This window comes from Terriglobus sp. ADX1, assembly GCF_036877645.1.
Classification (GTDB): domain Bacteria; phylum Acidobacteriota; class Terriglobia; order Terriglobales; family Acidobacteriaceae; genus Terriglobus.
In genome coordinates this window covers 120033-138885 of sequence record NZ_JAEDXV010000011.1, presented here as the reverse complement: position 1 = coordinate 138885, position 18853 = coordinate 120033, and the positions used below count along the sequence as shown (strand labels likewise).

Annotated in this window: 13 protein-coding genes; 10 read left to right on the top strand and 3 right to left on the bottom strand. The window is 56.7% G+C overall.

The features are described from left to right. Positions 1-7: 7 nt before the first annotated feature. The 7 genes from JAO32_RS09540 (at position 8) to JAO32_RS09510 (ending at position 11472) form a co-directional block, all read left to right on the top strand. Positions 8-4255: a beta strand repeat-containing protein gene (locus JAO32_RS09540; RefSeq protein ID WP_334239676.1), complete on the top strand. Its 4248-nt coding sequence runs from the start codon at positions 8-10 to the stop codon at positions 4253-4255. A gap of 148 nt (positions 4256-4403) precedes the next feature. Then, positions 4404-5510, top strand: a complete 1107-nt coding sequence (locus tag JAO32_RS09535; protein WP_334239675.1) for an alpha/beta fold hydrolase — start codon at positions 4404-4406, stop codon at positions 5508-5510. 49 nt (positions 5511-5559) lie between these two features. Further along, positions 5560-7662, top strand: a complete 2103-nt coding sequence (gene glmS / locus JAO32_RS09530) for a glutamine--fructose-6-phosphate transaminase (isomerizing) (protein ID WP_334239674.1) — start codon at positions 5560-5562, stop codon at positions 7660-7662. A 21-nt stretch (positions 7663-7683) separates the two neighbouring features. Continuing rightward, a complete protein-coding gene (locus JAO32_RS09525; RefSeq protein ID WP_334239673.1) occupies positions 7684-9564 on the top strand; it encodes an ATP-dependent nuclease in 1881 nt (626 codons plus the stop codon). A gap of 567 nt (positions 9565-10131) precedes the next feature. Further along, positions 10132-10416 (top strand): BrnT family toxin, encoded by a 285-nt coding sequence (locus JAO32_RS09520; RefSeq protein ID WP_334239672.1) that lies wholly within the window; start codon positions 10132-10134, stop codon positions 10414-10416. After that, on the top strand, positions 10400-10624 hold the full coding sequence (locus tag JAO32_RS09515; RefSeq protein ID WP_334239671.1) for a hypothetical protein: 225 nt from the start codon (positions 10400-10402) through the stop codon (positions 10622-10624). Before JAO32_RS09520 ends, JAO32_RS09515 begins: the two co-directional genes overlap by 17 nt. Before the next feature lie 536 nt (positions 10625-11160). Beyond that, a complete protein-coding gene (locus JAO32_RS09510; protein WP_334239670.1) occupies positions 11161-11472 on the top strand; it encodes a hypothetical protein in 312 nt (103 codons plus the stop codon). A 46-nt stretch (positions 11473-11518) separates the two neighbouring features. Here JAO32_RS09510 and JAO32_RS09505 read toward each other — a convergent pair whose 3' ends face one another. The 3 genes from JAO32_RS09505 to JAO32_RS09495 form a co-directional block, all read right to left on the bottom strand. Further along, positions 11519-13075 carry a zinc dependent phospholipase C family protein gene (locus tag JAO32_RS09505; RefSeq protein ID WP_334239669.1) on the bottom strand — a complete coding sequence of 519 codons (1557 nt, stop codon included), beginning with the start codon at positions 13073-13075 and terminating at the stop codon, positions 11519-11521. A gap of 139 nt (positions 13076-13214) precedes the next feature. Then, positions 13215-13883: a BON domain-containing protein gene (locus tag JAO32_RS09500; protein WP_334239668.1), complete on the bottom strand. Its 669-nt coding sequence runs from the start codon at positions 13881-13883 to the stop codon at positions 13215-13217. Positions 13884-14019: 136 nt separating this feature from the next. Further along, positions 14020-15009 carry an AraC family transcriptional regulator gene (locus JAO32_RS09495; RefSeq protein ID WP_334239667.1) on the bottom strand — a complete coding sequence of 330 codons (990 nt, stop codon included), beginning with the start codon at positions 15007-15009 and terminating at the stop codon, positions 14020-14022. A gap of 98 nt (positions 15010-15107) precedes the next feature. On the opposite strand from JAO32_RS09495, the gene JAO32_RS09490 reads away from it, so the two are divergent. The 3 genes from JAO32_RS09490 (at position 15108) to JAO32_RS09480 (ending at position 18779) form a co-directional block, all read left to right on the top strand. Beyond that, on the top strand, positions 15108-15998 hold the full coding sequence (locus JAO32_RS09490) for an SDR family oxidoreductase (protein WP_334239666.1): 891 nt from the start codon (positions 15108-15110) through the stop codon (positions 15996-15998). Between the two features lie 151 nt (positions 15999-16149). Then, positions 16150-16785 carry a DUF305 domain-containing protein gene (locus tag JAO32_RS09485; protein ID WP_334239665.1) on the top strand — a complete coding sequence of 212 codons (636 nt, stop codon included), beginning with the start codon at positions 16150-16152 and terminating at the stop codon, positions 16783-16785. Then, positions 16782-18779 (top strand): LVIVD repeat-containing protein, encoded by a 1998-nt coding sequence (locus tag JAO32_RS09480; RefSeq protein WP_334239664.1) that lies wholly within the window; start codon positions 16782-16784, stop codon positions 18777-18779. Before JAO32_RS09485 ends, JAO32_RS09480 begins: the two co-directional genes overlap by 4 nt. Positions 18780-18853: the final 74 nt, after the last annotated feature.

The following is an 18853-nucleotide window of genomic DNA, read 5'->3' as shown; positions in this document are numbered from 1 at the left end:
GGGATCGGTGGCTCCAAATAGCCTCACGCTGGCCTCTCACATCTCGGGTGATAGTCGGGGAGCCTGCACAGCCGTAACGGGAGATTTCAATGGAGACGGACACCCCGATATCGCCATAGGCTCCGGCTGCAAATCGGCAGATGGGTTGAATTCCCCAACAGCATTGCAAATTTTGCTCGGCAATGGCGACGGCACCTTCACCGCTGGCCCTACCGTTCCCGCCGCGATGACAAACACCAACGTCATTGCCCTTACCGTCGGCGATTTTAATAACGATGGCACGCTCGACCTTATCGCAGCCGACAATCAGGCTTCCGGCGGCACTACCAACACCCCCCATCTGTATCTGCTTGCGAATGACGGTGCTGCGCATTTCACAGCAACGCAGATTGGCCAGGGTTGTACGGCATCAGCACTGGTGACCTCCGATCTAAACCGCGACGGAAACTTGGACTTCGTCGCCAGTTGCAGTGCCATGGTGAACAACCAGGCCATGTTGAATGTCTTTCTCAGTAATGGCGCCGGAGGATTTACTCAAACCAACACAGGTCTCACCCCCACCCAGTCCGGATTTATGGGGCCAGACAATCCTCAAACCAGCTTCGCCATCGCAGATTTCAATAACGATGGCTACCCTGACGTTGTATCCGTCTCCTATCCCAATGTCGTCGTTTCGCTCAACACGGGTACCGGCAAGAACTTCACTCAGATTGCATCCGAGCCGATCGAGGTCCCTGATGCCCTCATCGCAGGTGACTTCAACGGAGACGGCAATCCAGACTTCATGATCCTCAGTGCTTTACAGGGGCACGCTTATTCCAACGGGATGAACATCTATCCCTTTTACGGAGATGGCAATGGAGGGTTCAGCGCTGGAACAATGGTAGCTACCTCGGGTTATTGGCCCGGCCTCACGGGAAACTCTATCTCCATCGCAGATCTCAATCACGACGGAGTTCCAGATACAGCGTCCTCCATCGAAAGCCCATATCCCGATGGCATCTACATAAACTTCGGCAGCGTGCCACTTGCCAGGTTTACGTCGTCTGGCACAGTCAATAGCCTCTCGTCCGCCATCGCCGACTTCAACGGGGATGGCATCCTGGACATCGCCGTGGCCAACAGCTCTACCGACGGAGCCGACATCTATACGCTGACCGACGATGCAAGTGCCTCAGTTGAATCCCAGCTCTATGTCCTGGGTACGGGAACACATGACATCGCAGTCGCCTACAGCGGCGATGCCATCTATCCAGCAGTCACCAACCACGTCAGCGTGATCGCTGGCACTGTCCCCACCAGCTTGAGCTTGACCGCATCTTCCAACCCCGAATTTGTCGGGAACCCGGTCACGATTACCGCATCGTTGATGCCCTACAACGTAACCGTTGGTTCAAACACGTTCACGACGAACGGCCAGACCGTCACCTTCACCAGCGGTGGCACAACGCTGGGCAGAGGCACATTGGCCCATGGCATCGCCACACTGAACCTACCAAACCTGCCCCTCGGTTCTACGACCATCACCGGCAGCTACGCAGGTGACAGCACCTTTGCGCCCATCCCTGCGAGTGTACTCACCGTCGTCATAAAGGCCCCCACCGCCCCCACAACTAATCCCACCTCCCTTAACTTCGGTGCGTTGAATTTAGACACTTCGTACTCTCTTCCCGTAACCCTCACCAATACTGCCACCGGCCCACTCTCCATTGGATCAATCGTGGCCACCGGCAGCGGCTTCACTCAGACCAACAACTGCGGAGCAACCCTTGCGGCCTCAGCGTCCTGCACGATATCGGTCACCTTTGCGCCCACCGATCCCGGAGCAGTTACCGGCGCTCTTACCATCAACACGAATGCGGCAACACCTACAACCACTGTCACCCTCAGTGGTCAAGGTCGCATCAATGTAACACCGCAGTTGACTGCGTCACCGACTTCGACATCCATCGGGAATCAGGTAACTCTCACGGCGATGGTCCCGACCACGACCCACGGCATCAGCACAAACGGGATGTCTATTACCTTCTACAACAACACCGGTGTCACCAGTTCTCTCGGTACAGCCACACTTACAAACGGCATTGCAACAATCAACGTCACAAACCTACCGGCTGGATCAAATCGAATCTATGCCCAGTTTAATGGTGACGCGAATAACTTCGGCACAACTGATTCGAATGCAGTAACCGTCACCATAACGAACATCAGTGCGCCCTCAACCAATCCGAGTTCCATCAACTTTGGCTCGATTGGCATAGGCAGTTCCGTTGCGCAAACGGTAACACTCACCAACGCCGACACAGTCAGTCCCCTCGCCATTGCATCGGTACAAGTCAGCAACAGCTTCTCACTGACCAATCATTGCGGCGCAACCCTCGCACCCTTGGCATCCTGTACAGCGACAGTCACCTTTGCCCCCACCGCAGCAGCCTCGGTAACCGGCACGCTCACCTTCAACACGAATGCGAACACACCCACGCGCACAGTCGCCCTCAGCGGTACAGGTATTGTTCCAACGTTGCAACTGACGGCATCTCCCGCGTCCGTGCCTGTCGGAGCGCCACTCACACTCACCGCCACGTTGGCTCCCTACAGTGTTGGCAGCCTCTCCACCAACGGCAAGACCGTCAGCTTTAGCAGTGGCTCCACGCAGCTTGGCACCGGCACACTGAACAACGGAGTCGCAACACTCAGCGTCACCAGCCTGCCACTTGGATCAGACCCCGTCACCGCCACCTTCACAGGCGACGCAGACTTCGCTTCTGTCACCTCAAGCCCCACGATCATCACCATCACCGCGCCCCCCGCACCTACGGTCAGCCCGACCTCCTTCAACTTCGGTGCGATTCACCAGGGCTTCTCAACCACGCAAACCGTAAGCCTCACCAACACCTCCACAGGCCCGCTCACCATTGCGTCCATCGTGGCCACCGGCAGCGGCTTCACGCAGACGAATAACTGTGGCAGCACACTCACCGCCGCAGCATCCTGCACGGTGACGCTCACCTTTGCACCCACGGCTGCAGGCACAGCAACTGGCTCGCTCGCCATCACCACCAACGCAAGCGCTCCCATAACAACGGTTGCGCTTAGCGGATCGGGTATTGCGCCCGTGCTCTATCTCACAGCCTCGCCCACTTCCACATCCATCGGAACGCAGGTAGCACTTACTGCAACACTCACGCCTTACATCAACGGCAACCTCACCACCAATGGCAGAACCGTCGCCTTCACCAGCGGTTCCACCACGCTCGGCACGGCCACACTGAATAACGGCACCGCACTGCTGAACCTGACGAATCTGCCAATTGGATCAAACTCCATCGTGGCCACGTTCACGGGCGATGCCAACTTCCCCACGGCAACTTCAAGCCCGGTAGTCATTACCATCACGGGACCAACCGCCCCAACAGTAACTCCATCCTCCATCAACTTTGGCGAGGTGGTTCTCGGTAGTTCGGTATCGCAGAAAGTAACCCTCACCAACACGGCTGCAACGCCACTCACCATCACTGCCGTACAGGCCAGCGGTGGCTTCACGCAGACCAATACCTGCGGCAATCTGGCAGTCTCAGCTTCTTGCACGGCAACCGTAACGTTTGCACCAACAACCGCAGACGCAGCCACCGGCACACTCACCTTCACCACCACTGCGGTCACGTCCACCACAACCGTCACTCTCAGTGGCTCAGGCGTCGCTGCGGTATCGCCAGGCGCAGGTGGCGGCAGCTTCGGCACCATCAAGGCCGGCACCAACGCCACTCTCCCAATCTCATTCACCACCGCACCCGGAGTCTCCGGTACGCTCACCACAACCTGCACCATCAAGATGACGAATGGTGGCACCGCCTCGAACCCACCAACCTGCTCAGCTTCTCCCGGAACATTTAATGTCACCGGAGGCAGCACGGTAACCACCACACTCACCATCACAACTACTGGTTCCAGTGCTGCCCTGAACATGCCTGCAACCGGCGTTGTTCTTGCAGGAGGACTTCTCGGCCTACTCGCCTTCTTCCGCCGCAGACCAGCAATCGCATCGCTGGTGCTACTGCTCAGCTTCACCGCAATGACCATGATCAGCGGCTGCGCGGGTGGTGGCGGCAGTAGCAGTGGCGGCGGTTCGTCTTCCCCCGGAGGCGGTGGAACCACACCGACGCCCTCAACCACAGCAGGCGCTTACACCGTGACAGTCACAGCCACCATCGGCACGCAGACCTCTTCACTCAATCTGCCACTCACAATTCAGTAACGACACGCCACTCCAACCATTGGCCCTGCGACATCGCACTCGCAGGGCCAATTCATTTCGCCTCAACTTGCGTCGTTATCGCACAAATGAAAAACGCATTCCCGGCGGAACGCTAAAGTGGAACAAGCCGTTACGGAGCCGACTGCGCATGTCATTGCACCACACCGCACGCCTCATCGCACTGGCAACCCTGCTCGCAGTGCCGTGCGTCGCACAAAGCACGCAAGCCACGCAGAACCAATACCAGCGTGAAGCGGTCGATGCCGACGTCACACTCCACAACGTCCGCTTCGGCACTGGCGAAACACTCGATGCACTTCGACTTCACTACAAGACCTTAGGCAAGCCGCATCGCAACGCCGCCGGAAAAATCGACAACGCCATCCTCATCCTCCACGGCACCGGCGACCGCAGCGACAGCATGCTCACCAGCGTCTTTGCCGAACCCCTCTTCGGTCCCGGCGATCCACTCGACATCACCCGCTACTACGTCGTCTTGCCGGACGACATCGGCCACGGCCAGTCCAGCAAACCCTCTGACGGCCTGCACGCCCGCTTCCCGCATTACGACTACGACGACATGGTGCAGACCCAGCACACCATGCTGACCCAACACCTTGGCATCGACCATCTGCGCCTCATCCTCGGCGTCTCCATGGGAGGCATGCAGACCTTCGTCTGGGGCGAAACCTATCCCGGCTTCGCAGACGCACTCATGCCACTCACCTGTTTGCCTGTACCCATCGCCGGTCGCAACCGCATGATGCGCTACGCCGCCATGCAGGCTATACGAACCGATCCCGCATACAACAACGGCGAATACAAAACCCAACCACCCAGCATTCACGCGGCCAACACCATCCTGCTCGTCACCGGCACCAGCCCACTCGTTCTGCAAGGCATCGCACCCACACGCCAGCAGGCCGAAGCCTACGTCGACAAAACCGTAGCCCAGCGCGACGCCACCACCGACGCGAACAACTTCCTCTACTACATCGATAGCTCGCGCAACTACGACGCCTCACAACACCTCGACCGCATCACAGTTCCCATCACCTGGGTCAACACCGCCGACGACTTCATCAACCCACCCGAACTCCGCATCGCCGAGCACTACGCCCCGCAACTCAAGCAAGGCAAATTCGTACTCCTACCCATCTCTGCAGAAACCCGAGGCCACGGCACCAACATGCTCGCCGCCATCTGGCGTCCATACCTCGCCGACCTCATGCGCCGCTCCCAGCCCACGCACTAATACGACACGCGCAACCTCTTTTCACGCGCCGCGTCTACACTCACTAACTATGTGCGGAATTGTTGGTTACATCGGCCCCAAAGACGTCGTCCCCCTCATCGTGGAAGGTCTGCGCCGCCTCGAATACCGCGGATACGACTCCGCCGGAATCGCCGTCGCTGGCATCGCTGACAACCCAACGCTCCTCGACGTCCGCCGAGCCCCCGGCAAGCTCTCCAATCTCGAAGCCGTACTCAAAGACAAGCCGCTACACGGCACCTACGGCATCGGCCACACCCGCTGGGCCACGCACGGCCGTCCCACCGAAGAGAACGCGCACCCCCACCGCGACGGCACCGGCACGCTCGTCGTTGTACACAACGGCATCGTCGAAAACTACCTCTCCCTGAAGCACGAACTCATCGGACGCGGTCACCGCTTCGTCAGCGAAACCGACACCGAAATCATCGCGCACCTCATCGAAGACGAACTCAACCAGGCCGCGCTCACCGTCCCCGCCCCGCGACTCATCGAAGCCAACTCCGCCGAAGCCATCGTCAACGCGCCCGCCTCCCCCATCGCGCTCGAAGAAGCAGTCCGCCGCGCCGTCAAGCGACTCACCGGAGCATTCGCCATCGGCGTCCTCAGCGCGCGCGAGCCGGACAAGCTCGTGGCCGCACGCAGCGGACCGCCCGCCGTCATCGGCATCGGCGACGGCGAATACTTCCTCGCCTCCGACGTCCCCGGCATCCTCCACCACACCCGCGACATCGTCTTCCTCAACGACGGCGAAGTCGCCATCCTCACCAAGTCCGGCGTCACCTTCACCGACTTCGAAGGCACCCCGCACGCACGCCACCCGCAGCGCATCACCTGGGACCCCATCCAGGCAGAAAAGGCCGGCTACAAGCACTTCATGCTCAAGGAAATCAATGAGCAGCCACGAGCCGTCCGCGACACCACACTCGGCCGCGTCTCGCTCGACAGCGGACAGGTCTACCTCCCCGACCTCCAGATCTCCCCGGAACAAATCAAAGCCGCCACCAGCCTCACCATCGCCGCATGCGGCACCAGTTGGCACGCAGGCCTCGCTGGCAAGTTCATGATCGAGCGCCTCGCCCGCCTCCCCGTCGACGTCGACTACGCCAGCGAGTACCGCTACCGCGACCCCATCCCCGGCTCACTCGGCCTGCTCATCACCCAAAGCGGAGAAACCGCCGACACCATCGCCGCGCAGCTGGAAATGGTCAGCAAAGGCACACCCACGCTCGCCATCTGCAACGTCGTCGGCTCCGCCATCACCCGCAAAGCATCCGGAGTCATCACCACCAACGCAGGCCCGGAAATCGGCGTCGCATCCACCAAGGCCTTCACCGCCCAACTCACCGCCCTCTTCACCCTCGCGCTTTACTTAGGTCAGCAACGCGGACACGTCACCTCCGACCAGTCAAAACACTATGTCGACGAGTTAGCAAAAGTCCCTGCCAAGTTAGAAGAAATCCTGCGCTCCGTCGACGACCAATGCTGCGACTTAGCCAAACACTTCTCCACCGCGCGCGACTTCCTCTTCCTCGGCCGAGGCATCCACTACCCCATCGCCCTCGAAGGCGCGCTCAAGCTCAAAGAAATTAGTTACATCCACGCCGAAGGCTACCCCGCAGGCGAAATGAAGCACGGCCCCAACGCCCTCATCGACGAAACGCTCCCCGTCGTCTGCATCGCCACCAAGGACCCCGCAGACCCCACCAGCGTCCTCAAGTACGAAAAGACCCTCAGCAACATCCAGGAAGTAACCGCCCGCAGCGGCCGCGTCATCGCCATCGCCACAGCACCCTACCAACACAACGAGGATGCGAGTGACATGGTCATTCTGAGCGATGCGAAGCATGACCTGAGCGGAGCGAATGGGAATCCCGACAATGCAAAACCTGCCAATGCAGCCCCGCACCTTTCAGCCACGGAAGGAAAAGCCAGAGCAGCACAAGAGCAACAGGAACACGAACACCTCAAGAGCCTGGTGGAACACGTCATCACCATCCCAGCCGCCCCGGAACTACTCCTACCCATCCTCGAAGTAGTGCCCCTACAACTACTCGCCTACCACATAGCAGTACGCCGAGGCTGCGACGTAGACCAACCAAGAAACCTGGCAAAGAGCGTCACAGTGGAGTGATTTGAATGTATTCTCCTTGCGATGAGAATCAGCGGTTTCCGTATTCGCAACTACAAAAGCTTTAGCGACACCGGTGAGGTGGCTTTAGCCCCCGGAATGAACATCGTCACAGGGCAGAATAATGCAGGAAAAACAGCTCTGCTCCAGGCACTAGAGCTTAGGAATTCCTACAAAGAGCACCTAAGCGAACTTACGCTTCCCGCGAAGAACCAAGCTCATTACCAACGGGAATCCAGCACCGATTTCAAGATCACAGTAAATGGTAAGGATCTTGGGATATTTACTGACCATTTGCAGAGTCTTCAGGTGCCCATACCGCCCGATCCGAGAGGGGGCCATCACCCTTTAGGAATTCCCTACGATGGAAATTATTCTTCTGAGTCGTCCATCCGAAAAATTTGGGATTGGCTTCACTCTCAGGCAGAGATTACGTTTAGTTTTGTTCGCAAAGTCCAACCGAATGATTTGGTCAAGATAGAGCCAGTTACGATTCCCTCGCACAACCTTTTCAGTGTGGATGGCAGGCCGGGAGTACCACCGAACTACTTCCTTAGGAACGTCAGCCCCCAAGGCGATATCAGCTTCATCTTTCAACACGGATCAGGCACCGATCTTGGATCGACCCTCGTTGACCAGTTCTTAGCACGTATTTATCGCTTCTCGGCGGAAAGATTTGGACTAGGCGAATATACATTTGGCGCGAATTCAGTATTGCTACCTGACGCTCGGAATCTTGCCGAGGTACTCAACTCGCTACAACCAAATGCAGACTACTTTAAAGAATATGTAGATCTCGTTAGATTTGTATTGCCGCAAGTTAAGTGGATTTCAGTCGAACCTCGCCCGTCAAATACCCTACAAATCAAAGTTTGGACCGTCGGGAAAGAAACGTTACGAGATGATCTTGCGATGCCTCTAGCGGAGTGCGGTACTGGCCTTGGTCAAGTGCTTGCCATCCTTTATGTTGCTTTCACCTCCAATACCGCTCGAGTATTGCTAATAGATGAGCCGCAGAGTTTTTTGCATCCGGGAGCCGCTCGCAATCTCATCGAGGCTCTTAAAAAGTTTCCTCACCACCAGTACGTAATCACATCCCATTCTGCATCTGTAATTTCTGCTGCAGATGCCGGGGAAATTCTGATTCTACGAAACAGCGGAAGCGATTCGTCAATTAGCGTAACCGACACAAATGACAATGAATTGTTGAAAAAATTCCTTGAAGAGATCGGCACCCGGCTCGGAGACGTATTCGGCATGGAACAAGTTATTTGGGTCGAAGGGCCGACAGAAGCTGCTATCTTCCCATCAATTTTGAAACGTCTAAAAAAGCTACGGCCAGGTACTGTAGTGGTGAGTATTCGCAACACTGGGGATCTTGAGTCCAAGGATGCCGAACGCATTTTCGGCATTTATAACAATCTAACGTCTAAAGCGTCGATTTTGCCGCAGACAATGACATTTCTACTTGACTCAGAATTAAGAACCCCGGCGCAACAAAAGGAAATTGAGACCATGAGTGGAGGAAGAGCATTCTTCTTGCCACGCCGTAACATCGAATGTTATCTACTCCATGCAGAAGCCGTAACGGCTGTTTGTAACGCAATCGAAGGATTCTCTTGTGATGGAAACATGTTAGATGTCACACGAGTAGAGGAATCGATGATTACTCTTGCTAAACAAGGTAAGTACTGGCCATCCTCCAAAACCCCGAACTCACCTAACCTAGATTCGCCACTTATCGATGGAGCAAGACTTCTGAGTGACCTGTTTAGTGAACTATCCGAAACAAGAGTACGGTATAGAAAAACGGTGCATTCCGTTGCTTTATACGATTGGTTAAGTAAGCACAAGGGCGCTAGCGTGGATGAAATCGATGCGTTTCTCAATGCTCATACAAGTTGAGAACAATCAAGGTATCGCAGAGACTGGATTCACCAAAGTGAAAATCCCGCTCTCTCGTTTAATGATTTGGCGCCTTGAAAGTGGTGTACCTCCGCGAGCCTAGTGGAACTCCGCATGTTCAAAGGCCTGGCCGAGTACGTATCCGAAGTCCGTCGAGCAATGCCCGTTGGCGATCAAGACGCACAGGCAAACGCAACGGCACCATCAATGACCACGTCGACCTCACCGAGTACCGCCCCATCACACCGCAGGAGAAGGCCCTCCTGAACGTCATGCTCCACAGCAGCGGCCCCACAACCCTGACCTTCCTGCCCCAACTCAAAATGGCCACAGCCATAAGCGCCAAAGGCGCGACGAGATATTAGCCTGGGCCGTAGGCCCAGGAATACCAGCCCCCAAACAAAAGGGCGCGGCCAACAACTGCGGCAGGAGGGCACACCAAACCCCGCGCCCTCACAAAAGCTCATGGCTGGCTGTGGCGCTGTTAAATGTGATCAATACCGAACGTGGCTCTGCTGCGAGTTATGACCCGTTTTATCCACAGGACTTTTCAGTTCTACTCACGCTATGCAGCCGCTCCTCTTCACGCACGATCCCGCGAAGGCTCAAAGCAATCTCCGAAAGCATGGCGTCTCCTTCGAGGAAGCAGAGACTGTCTTTTTAGATTCACTCGCATCCACCTTGCCCGATGATCAACATTCCATCGATGAAGAGCGTTTCATAACGGTCGGTACATCTTCTCAGGGGCGCCTGTTATTCGTCGTTTACACTGAAACCGAATCCACCGTGCGCATCATCGGCGCGCGTCTCGCAACTGCGACGGAACGGCACCAATATGAAGAAGTCGGCTGAACTCGACCCACTCGCGGAGCGCCCCAATCTCGACTTCAGCAAAGGCGTGCGTGGCAAACACCATGATCGCGCCATGGCGTCGCGAAACATCATCGTTCTGGACGCCGATCTTCTCGACACTTTCCCTGATTCAGAATCCGTGAATGCCGCGCTACGCATCCTCAAGCAGGCGGTCGGTACCATCGCGAAGCGCTCCTCAGCCGCTTAACAAGCGGCCGACTCCGAAGGGCAGACCTTCAGCCCACCGTAAACAACCCCAGAAGAAACAAAGGCGCGGCCAACACCGCCGGCAGGAGGGCAGACCTACCCCCGCGCCCCCACAACCGCCCATGGCTGGCCCACGCCGAAGGCGGCGAACTGCACGAAAGTGCTGTCAAGCCCCCAAACCACTCAACCCCAACAAACCAAAGCAAATAGAGTTGGCATGTTATTTCCATGCAGCCGTTAAACTAAGAACAGGTCATAACTTCGCCACACGGGAAACTAAGTTAACCCCTTTAGAAAGACGATTTTGCCTCTAACCCCAATGGGCAGACGATTTTAGCGCCACCCGCGAAGTTAAACCCAATAAAAAGACGATTTTACAAAAACAGAGGGGGGTACCTACCCACCGGATAACTGTATAACTATGCACAAACTCGCATACTTATACATAAATGGCGCATTTTGTTGTATTTGCCGTAAATTAACTCGACTTTGTAACTTATCTGGGTCAGACTTGAATAAGTAACAAAGGGTATTTTTATGTTCCACAAGCATGCAGCAAATACATTCCTCCAGAACAAAGGTCCTCGTCTCGTAACGGCGGAAGATAGCTCGCGTTCCGCGCAGTCTTCCCGCGCAGAGTTGGTAACCATCGCCTCGCGCCGCTGCTCCTCCTTCTTCGCAGAGGCTGCGGTGCTGGTCCTCGTCTTCGGCATCCTGGACTTCTTCTTCCAGCGTGGCCACATCTCCCTGCTATGGGCCGCAGGCGCCATCACCCTCTCGGTCGCCCTCCTCGCAGCCAGCGTTGCCACGGACTTCACCGCCCGCCGCTGGCTCGGAGCACATCCCTAGCGTCTCCACCGAAGACCACGAATAGCCGCAATCCGCCACGACGGACTTAGAGGCTTCCGCCTTCTGCCGCAGCCTCATCGTCATCCCCGTCCCCGAAGGTCGGGTAAGGCGTTGGCTCACTGCTGGTCGTCATCGTGCTCAGCGTAGCCAGGTCAGCCTGCAACTGCTTCCACTTGTCCGGATGCTTCCGGGTATCGAACGGCAGGTCCATGTCCGCGTAGTAGGACAATATCTCCCGCTTGATGCCGGGCGGTATCGCCAGCGACGGCTGTGCCGCCAGCGTATGCGCCAGCCTGCAGAACGTCTGGTCCGTAAGCGGGTACCCGGACGGCCGCACCACCACCCCCGTATCCAGATCCCGGTTAGCCAACGGGTGCCGGGGGTCCGGCGGCGTCCGAGTCCCCCGCCGCTCAATCGCCAGCGACGTCCCGCTTGCCAGAGATCCTGAAGCCGACGTTTCCGTCCCCGGCGCCGGCGAAGTAGCACTAGCGACTACCGGAGCAATCTCCCTCGTAAGCTCTGCGTCCAGCTTCCCGGTTGTGATCGGCGGAGTGGCTGCAGGCATAACCGTTGCAGGCGGCGGTGTGAACCGCCGCAATGCCGCGTTGAGCCTATCCGTGGAAACCAGCACAGAGTGGATATACTCCGCCTCCGTATCAGGGGTGGGCCCCTTCACCGCCGCCAGACTAATCGGCCCCACCTTCGGCAGAACCCATAGCACCCCCGCCAGGGTATACGTCCCGATCCCAGGCTTTTGCCGATATTCATCCCAGTGATTCTGCGTTGCGACGGTAGCAATCTCCGCATCGAGCTTGCGCACGTCGTCGCTGGGAATTTCCTGCGGCAGTTTCTTGTGATGCAGCAATGTCACGGCATATGCAATGCGCGGGATGAAGCTGCGCACGGAGAAGCGATAGCCATGCACATTGATGCGACGTGTGCGCTTCACCGTGAAGTCTGCACGGATGCCGTAGGTCTGGTAAAAAGCCAGCGACAACTGCCGCGTGGATACTTCAAGTCCTACGTGCCGCAGGTAATGCTGCGGTGCAAGGCGACGGTGTGCCACCTCATTAATGTCGAACCCAAACTCCACGCGAACATGCTGATGTTCGCCCTGTGCGTAGTTCACGGTGTTGCCGTACTTCTGTTGAAGCTTGTGAAACTCCACAGGAACGGCGCGATTGGTGGCAGTGGCGTGACCTACGTTGTCACCGATGTAATGCGAGAGAGCACCGACGGCAAAAGCGAGTTCGTTGGCGTTCTCTGCATTGCGGAAGAGATTTACGACGAAGTCGCCGCTACGTACGTAATGCGTGAGGTTGCTGAAGAAGGCGTCACCGAAGGGATAGTAGCCAATGTCCTGAATGACGCATCCACCATAGGCGTAGGCGCGTGCCTGCTCTAACTGATCGGGTGTTAGCGAAGGATAGCGACTGCGAAGGAGCGGGACAATGGATGCATCCCACGTGAGGTCGATAAGTTGTTCATGCGTGAGAACAGAGTAGCCGCGCGCAGGCTGGCTACCGCTGACGCCAATCAGACAGACCATCCAGAGAACGCATCGGCGCAGGGACTTCATCGGGCGAAGGGCCATGAGAGCCATAAGAGTACGCCACTGCCGCGACCGTTGCCAGAAGTCTTCTAGAGTTATTTCCGTGTCATCCACTGAAGAACAACTTCAGATCAAAACAAAAAGCCCCCTTGCAAAATACAAAGGGGCTCTCGGTTTTGAGGTAGTAACGTTATTTTTCCTTGGGTGCTGCGCCAGGCCACATAAGATCGTTATCCACGGAGAAGGCGCCGGGTGTTGAGTTGGCCTGCATGAAGGCAATGTTTGCATCCGACTCGTTATTGACGACACCTGTGAGGATTACGTGACCATTGTTCACAATAATGTGAATCGCATGATACCCCTGCGGGGGATCCTGGGTGATTCCGCCAGCGGCACGCGCCACGGAGGGAAACATGCCAAAGCCCACCGGGCTACCGGTGTACTTACGCAGCGCCGCGTTGCCATAAATGCGTGTGTACACACCCACGCGAATCCGATCGTCAAAGGGCGAATTGGGCAATACCTTTATCTGGTTGACGACACTGGCCACCCCTTGAATCTTTTTCACGGCTCGTTCGGCATCGCTCTTTAACGTGGGGCGCGAGGCGTATCCGCGAAGCACAATGCTTTTGCCCTGAATGCTAAAGCTGAGGGAATCGAACACACCATAGTTGGTCAGGCTAAGCAGTTCGTGTCGCACCTGCTGCACGATGCGCTGCGCGTCTTCGGGTGACCAGGTTTTCTGGTTGTATTCCATCTGCTGCTGCGGTGCAGGTGCGGTCGCAGCCTTTTGCTGTGCCACAATACCCTGTCCCGCGCATAGTGCTGCCGTCATAGTCCAAAGCAAAATCTTCTTCATCGCTGACGTTCCTCCGTACTCACGTTCCGGCCAACTGCCCCGGAAAGAATACTTCTGTATATGGTTATGACGCCAAAGGGTGGCCTGTCTGCTGTTTAGAGGCGCAACAAAATTTGAATGTCCCGTAAGAGGGCGATCATGAGATGGATGGGCTTGCATAACGCTTCGGAGAGCAACCCATGACGCGCCGGAAAGCCTTGCCGAACGCACTTGGAGAGTCATAGCCCAGTGAATGCGCTATGGCGGAGAGACCTTCGTTGGAGTTTCTGAGGCGATCGGCCGCCAACAGCATCCGCCACCGTGTCAGATACTCCATGGGAGTTGCGCCTACAGTTTCACGGAATCGCTGGGCAAAAACAGAGCGCGACATGCCGACGCGTTGCGCCAGCGAATGCAGTGTCCAGGGATACCCCGGATCATTGTGCATACAGGCGATGGCCGCGCTCATGTGCTTGTCTGACAATGCGGAAAGCCATCCGGGGGCGACGTTCGTCGCATCGGCAAGATGCAGGCGCAATGCCTGGATCAGCATGGTGTACGCCAATTGTTCGGCAATTAAGGAACCGCCGGGCTGCGGGTTGCGCAACTCCTCGCGCAGGCGTTCCAGCGACCATCGCAATGCCGCCTTGTCCTGTTCGCGGCGAATATGCACGACCGGAGGCAGAGCGTGCAGAAGCATCTCAGCATGACTACCGGTGAAGGCAAAGAAGCCACCTGCCATGTAGCGTGCGCCATCGCCCAGGTGCGGCATCTCCGCACTTTTCTTCAGACGTTCCAGCGCCATGGTGTACGGGACAGGCTTTAGCGCGAGATCACTTGTGAGTTGAAATGGAAGGCCGCGCGGCAGGATGAAACAGTCGCCGACGTTCATTTCGATGGGATCGGGAAGCCCCTCCAGAACCAGCCAGAATTTGCCTGCGAGAACGGCGTAACACTTAATGCCCTGATGTTTCGGGAAGGAGATGGCCAGATCTTCTGGAATGGCAAAGCCACCACAGGCAAGGCTCCGCGGCTTAAGCAAGGCAAGCACTTCCGAAAGCGGATCCACCACCTGGCTTTGGCCAAAGACCGCGGCAGTGGCAGGTTGCAGATCAGAAACTTCCGTCAGGACGATTGAGCCATTCATGCGGACTATCAGTATAGATCGTCCTATATGGCGTTCCCATCTACTGATCGACGGCTGACGAAGACGCCTTCGCATCGTTCGAAATAAGGAGATTCACCATGCGCACTTTTGTAACGGGAGCAACAGGGTTTATCGGTTCCGCGCTTGTACCGGAGCTGATTCAGGCAGGCCATCAGGTCGTTGGGCTGACACGTTCGGAAGCTGGTGCGGAAGCGTTGCGGGCAGCTGGAGCCCAGCCGCTTCACGGCAATATTGAGGACCTGGACAGCCTGCGTAAAGGAGCGGCCGATTCTGACGGCGTGATCCACCTTGCCTTTAACCATGACTTCTCGCGGTTTCAGCAGAACTGCGAAGATGACCGCCACGTGATTGAGGCCATCGGCGAAGTGCTTGCAGGATCGAATCGCCCGTTTGTCGTCACGTCCGGAACAGCGATTGCCGCGAACGTCGACGGCAAGCCCTCCACGGAAGAAAGTCCGCTGGCCTCGTGGAATCCACGTGGCGCTTCCGAGGCCGCAGTGCGAGCGGTAACGGAACGCGGCGTGAACACATCTGTAGTGCGTCTGCCCCAGGTGCATGACACGCGCAAGCAGGGGCTGGTGCCGTACCTGCTGGCAGTGGCACGGCAGAAGGGAGTTTCCGCATACGTTGGCGAAGGACAAAACCGCTGGCCCGCGGCACATGTCACCTCTGTGGCGGAGCTCTACCGCCTGGCATTTGAGAAGGCAGAACCCGGCGCAATCTATCACGCCGTGGACGAAGAAGGCGTGTCGATGAAGGAGGTCGCAGAGGCACACGCACGCGGCCTGAAGATTTCGGCAGTAAGTATTCCGCTGGATCAGGCGCAGGAACACTTCGGTTGGCTTGCCCACTTTGCGCCGCATGACATGCCGTCTTCCAGCGCGCTGACACAGAAGAAGCTGAACTGGAAGCCAAGTGGCCCCGGACTCATTGCAGATCTGGATGCCATGGACTACTCGCAGGCGTAACTCAGGACGACGAAGCGCGTCGGTTCCCCTCTGGAGGATGCCGGTGCGCTTTGTTTTTACGGCAGAATCTGGCGGGAACCAAGAGGATTTGCGCTCCGTATGGACTGACTAACTCCATTGGCAAGCGTGTTAGTTTGTCCTTATTGCAATCGTGAAAATCTTCCCCACTTTCGTTTTGCTACTCAGTGCTGCGTTGTGCCCCGCGCAGCAGAAGCCCACCGTGGTGCAGCCGGGCGCTCCGGGGCAACCGTCGAAGCAGTTACCCGCAGATACACATGGCACACTGCCTGCGCCGTCGAAAGATGACATCGACTTTATGCAGGGCATGATCATGCACCACGGACAAGCAGTTGAGATGACGGAGATGATTCCGTCGCACACTACCAATCCGCAGATTCGACTGCTGGGTGCAAAGATTCGTTCGTCGCAAACGGATGAAATGAATTTCATGAAACGGTGGCTGATTGCACGCGGACAGCCAACGAGCATGGCAATGCCGGGTATGCCAGAGATGGACATGAACGGCCAGCCAATGAAGTCCATGCCGGGTATGCTGACCCCGCAACAGATGGATGCGCTGAAGCAGGCGCACGGAGCCGCGTTTGATCATTTATTCCTGACCGGAATGATTCAGCACCACAACGGTGCACTCGTTATGGTGAAAGACCTGTTTGCCGCTCCCGGAGCAGGACAGGACGCGGACTTGTTTAACTTCGCCACCGATGCGGACAACACGCAGCGGGCGGAGATTCGCATTATGCAGGACATGTTGAAGGAGACCAAATGAACGCACGCATATCACGCTGGGCATGCGCGGCTCTTGCCGTAGCCATGTTTGGCCTTTCCCCCATGCACTCGTTTGCGCAGGATGCAAAGGCTGCGCAGTCCACTTCGAAGGCGCAGCCAAAGGATGAACTCGACGAGTTTGCGGCGCAGCCTGCACCGCCGCTGCCTCCGGGCATGACGGGCGCAAATGTGAATGATCCGCGCTTCAAACTCAAGCCTGGCCTGTATGACGCCGGCGAAGTCGCTATGGGCATGAAGCGCCTCACATCCCTGAAGAAGCCGGATGCATTTCAGCTTGGCACACGTGATCCCAACTCTGCGAAGACCACGGAGACGTTGAAGCAGGTCATTGCAGGCGATCCGTCGAAGATTCCTGCGCCACTAAAGCTCGTGCTGGCTGATCTTGGATTTGCCAATAGCGATTTTGCATTCCAGGGGAAGTATCTCTTCCAGGGTAACTTCTATGGCGTAAGCATTTATGACATCAGCAATCCGGCAAAGACGTCACTCGTAACAACGATGGTTTGCCCCGGTGGACAAGGTGACGTTTCTGTTTATGGCCACTTGATGTTCATGAGTGTAGAGATGCCAAATGGCCGCGTGGATTGCGGCACGCAGGGATTCCCGCTGAATCCGCCGCTGCCAGAAGGCACGAAGCCCACGCGTGAGAACTCGATGCCTGCTGCATCGAAAGATCGCTTCCGCGGTGTGCGTGTATTCGATATCTCCGACATCAAGAACCCGAAGCAGGTGGCTGCTGTGCAGACCTGCCGCGGATCGCACACACACACGCTGCTGGTCGATCCAAATGACAAAGACAATGTGTATGTTTATGTCTCTGGCACATCGTTCGTTCGTCAGAGTGAAGAACTTGCAGGTTGCAGCGGAGGCACACCAGACAAGGATGAAAACACGGCACTGTTCCGCATCGATGTGATTAAGGTGCCTGTGAATCATCCGCAGGATGCAGCCATTGTGAGCCATCCACGCGTGTTCATGGATCCACGCACCGGCGCATTTAATGGTCTGAATAACGGCGGCAGCCACGAAGATAAGGACCCGACGAAGAAGGCAGACACGAACCAGTGCCATGACATCACGGTGTATCCGCAGATTGGTTTAGCTGCGGGCGCATGCTCTGGCAACGGTTTGCTGCTGGATATCAAAGATCCCGTCAATCCCAAGCGTGTAGATGCAGTGAACGATCCGAACTATGCGTACTGGCACTCGGCTTCGTTCTCCAACGATGGGACGAAGGTCGTGTTCACAGATGAATGGGGCGGTGGCCTGGGTGCGCGTTGCCGTCCAAACGATCCGCTGAAGTGGGGTGCGGATGCCATCTTTGCTATCAAAGATGACAAGCTTAGTTTTGAAAACTATTACAAACTGCCTGCTGCACAAGGCGATACGGAAAACTGCGTAGCTCACAATGGTTCACTCGTCCCTGTTCCGGGACGCGATATCGAAGTGCAGGCGTGGTATCAGGGCGGCATCAGCATCATGGATTTCACCGATCCCAAGAAGCCGTTTGAGATTGCGTACTTCGATCGTGGCCCCATTGATCCCAAAATGCTGGTACTCGGCGGCGACTGGTCTGCGTACTGGTACAACGGCAATATCTACGGCAGCGAAATTTCGCGCGGCCTGGATGTTTTTGAACTTCTGCCATCGAAGTTCCTGACGCAGAACGAAATCGATGCGGCAAAGACCGTGCATGTGAACGAACTAAACGTGCAGGATCAACAGCGCATGGAATGGCCTTCAAAGCTGATTGTTGCGAAAGCATATCTCGACCAACTGGAGCGCTCTCAGGCGCTTCCCTCGGCAAAGATCGCATCGCTGCGTAAGGCGATCAACTCCGCTGAGAAGTCGAAGTTGGCCGACAAGGATGTGGCAAAGCTGAAGGCTGAAGCAGCCGATATCTCCGGTGGCACAGGTGCGGATGCCAAGCGCATCGAAGCACTCACCGCAATCCTGAACAATCCCACGGTATAACTCATTACGCTGCAACAACGGTCTCCGCTTCGGCGGAGACCGTTTCTTTTTTGCTTGCGGAATCTCGTAGATTT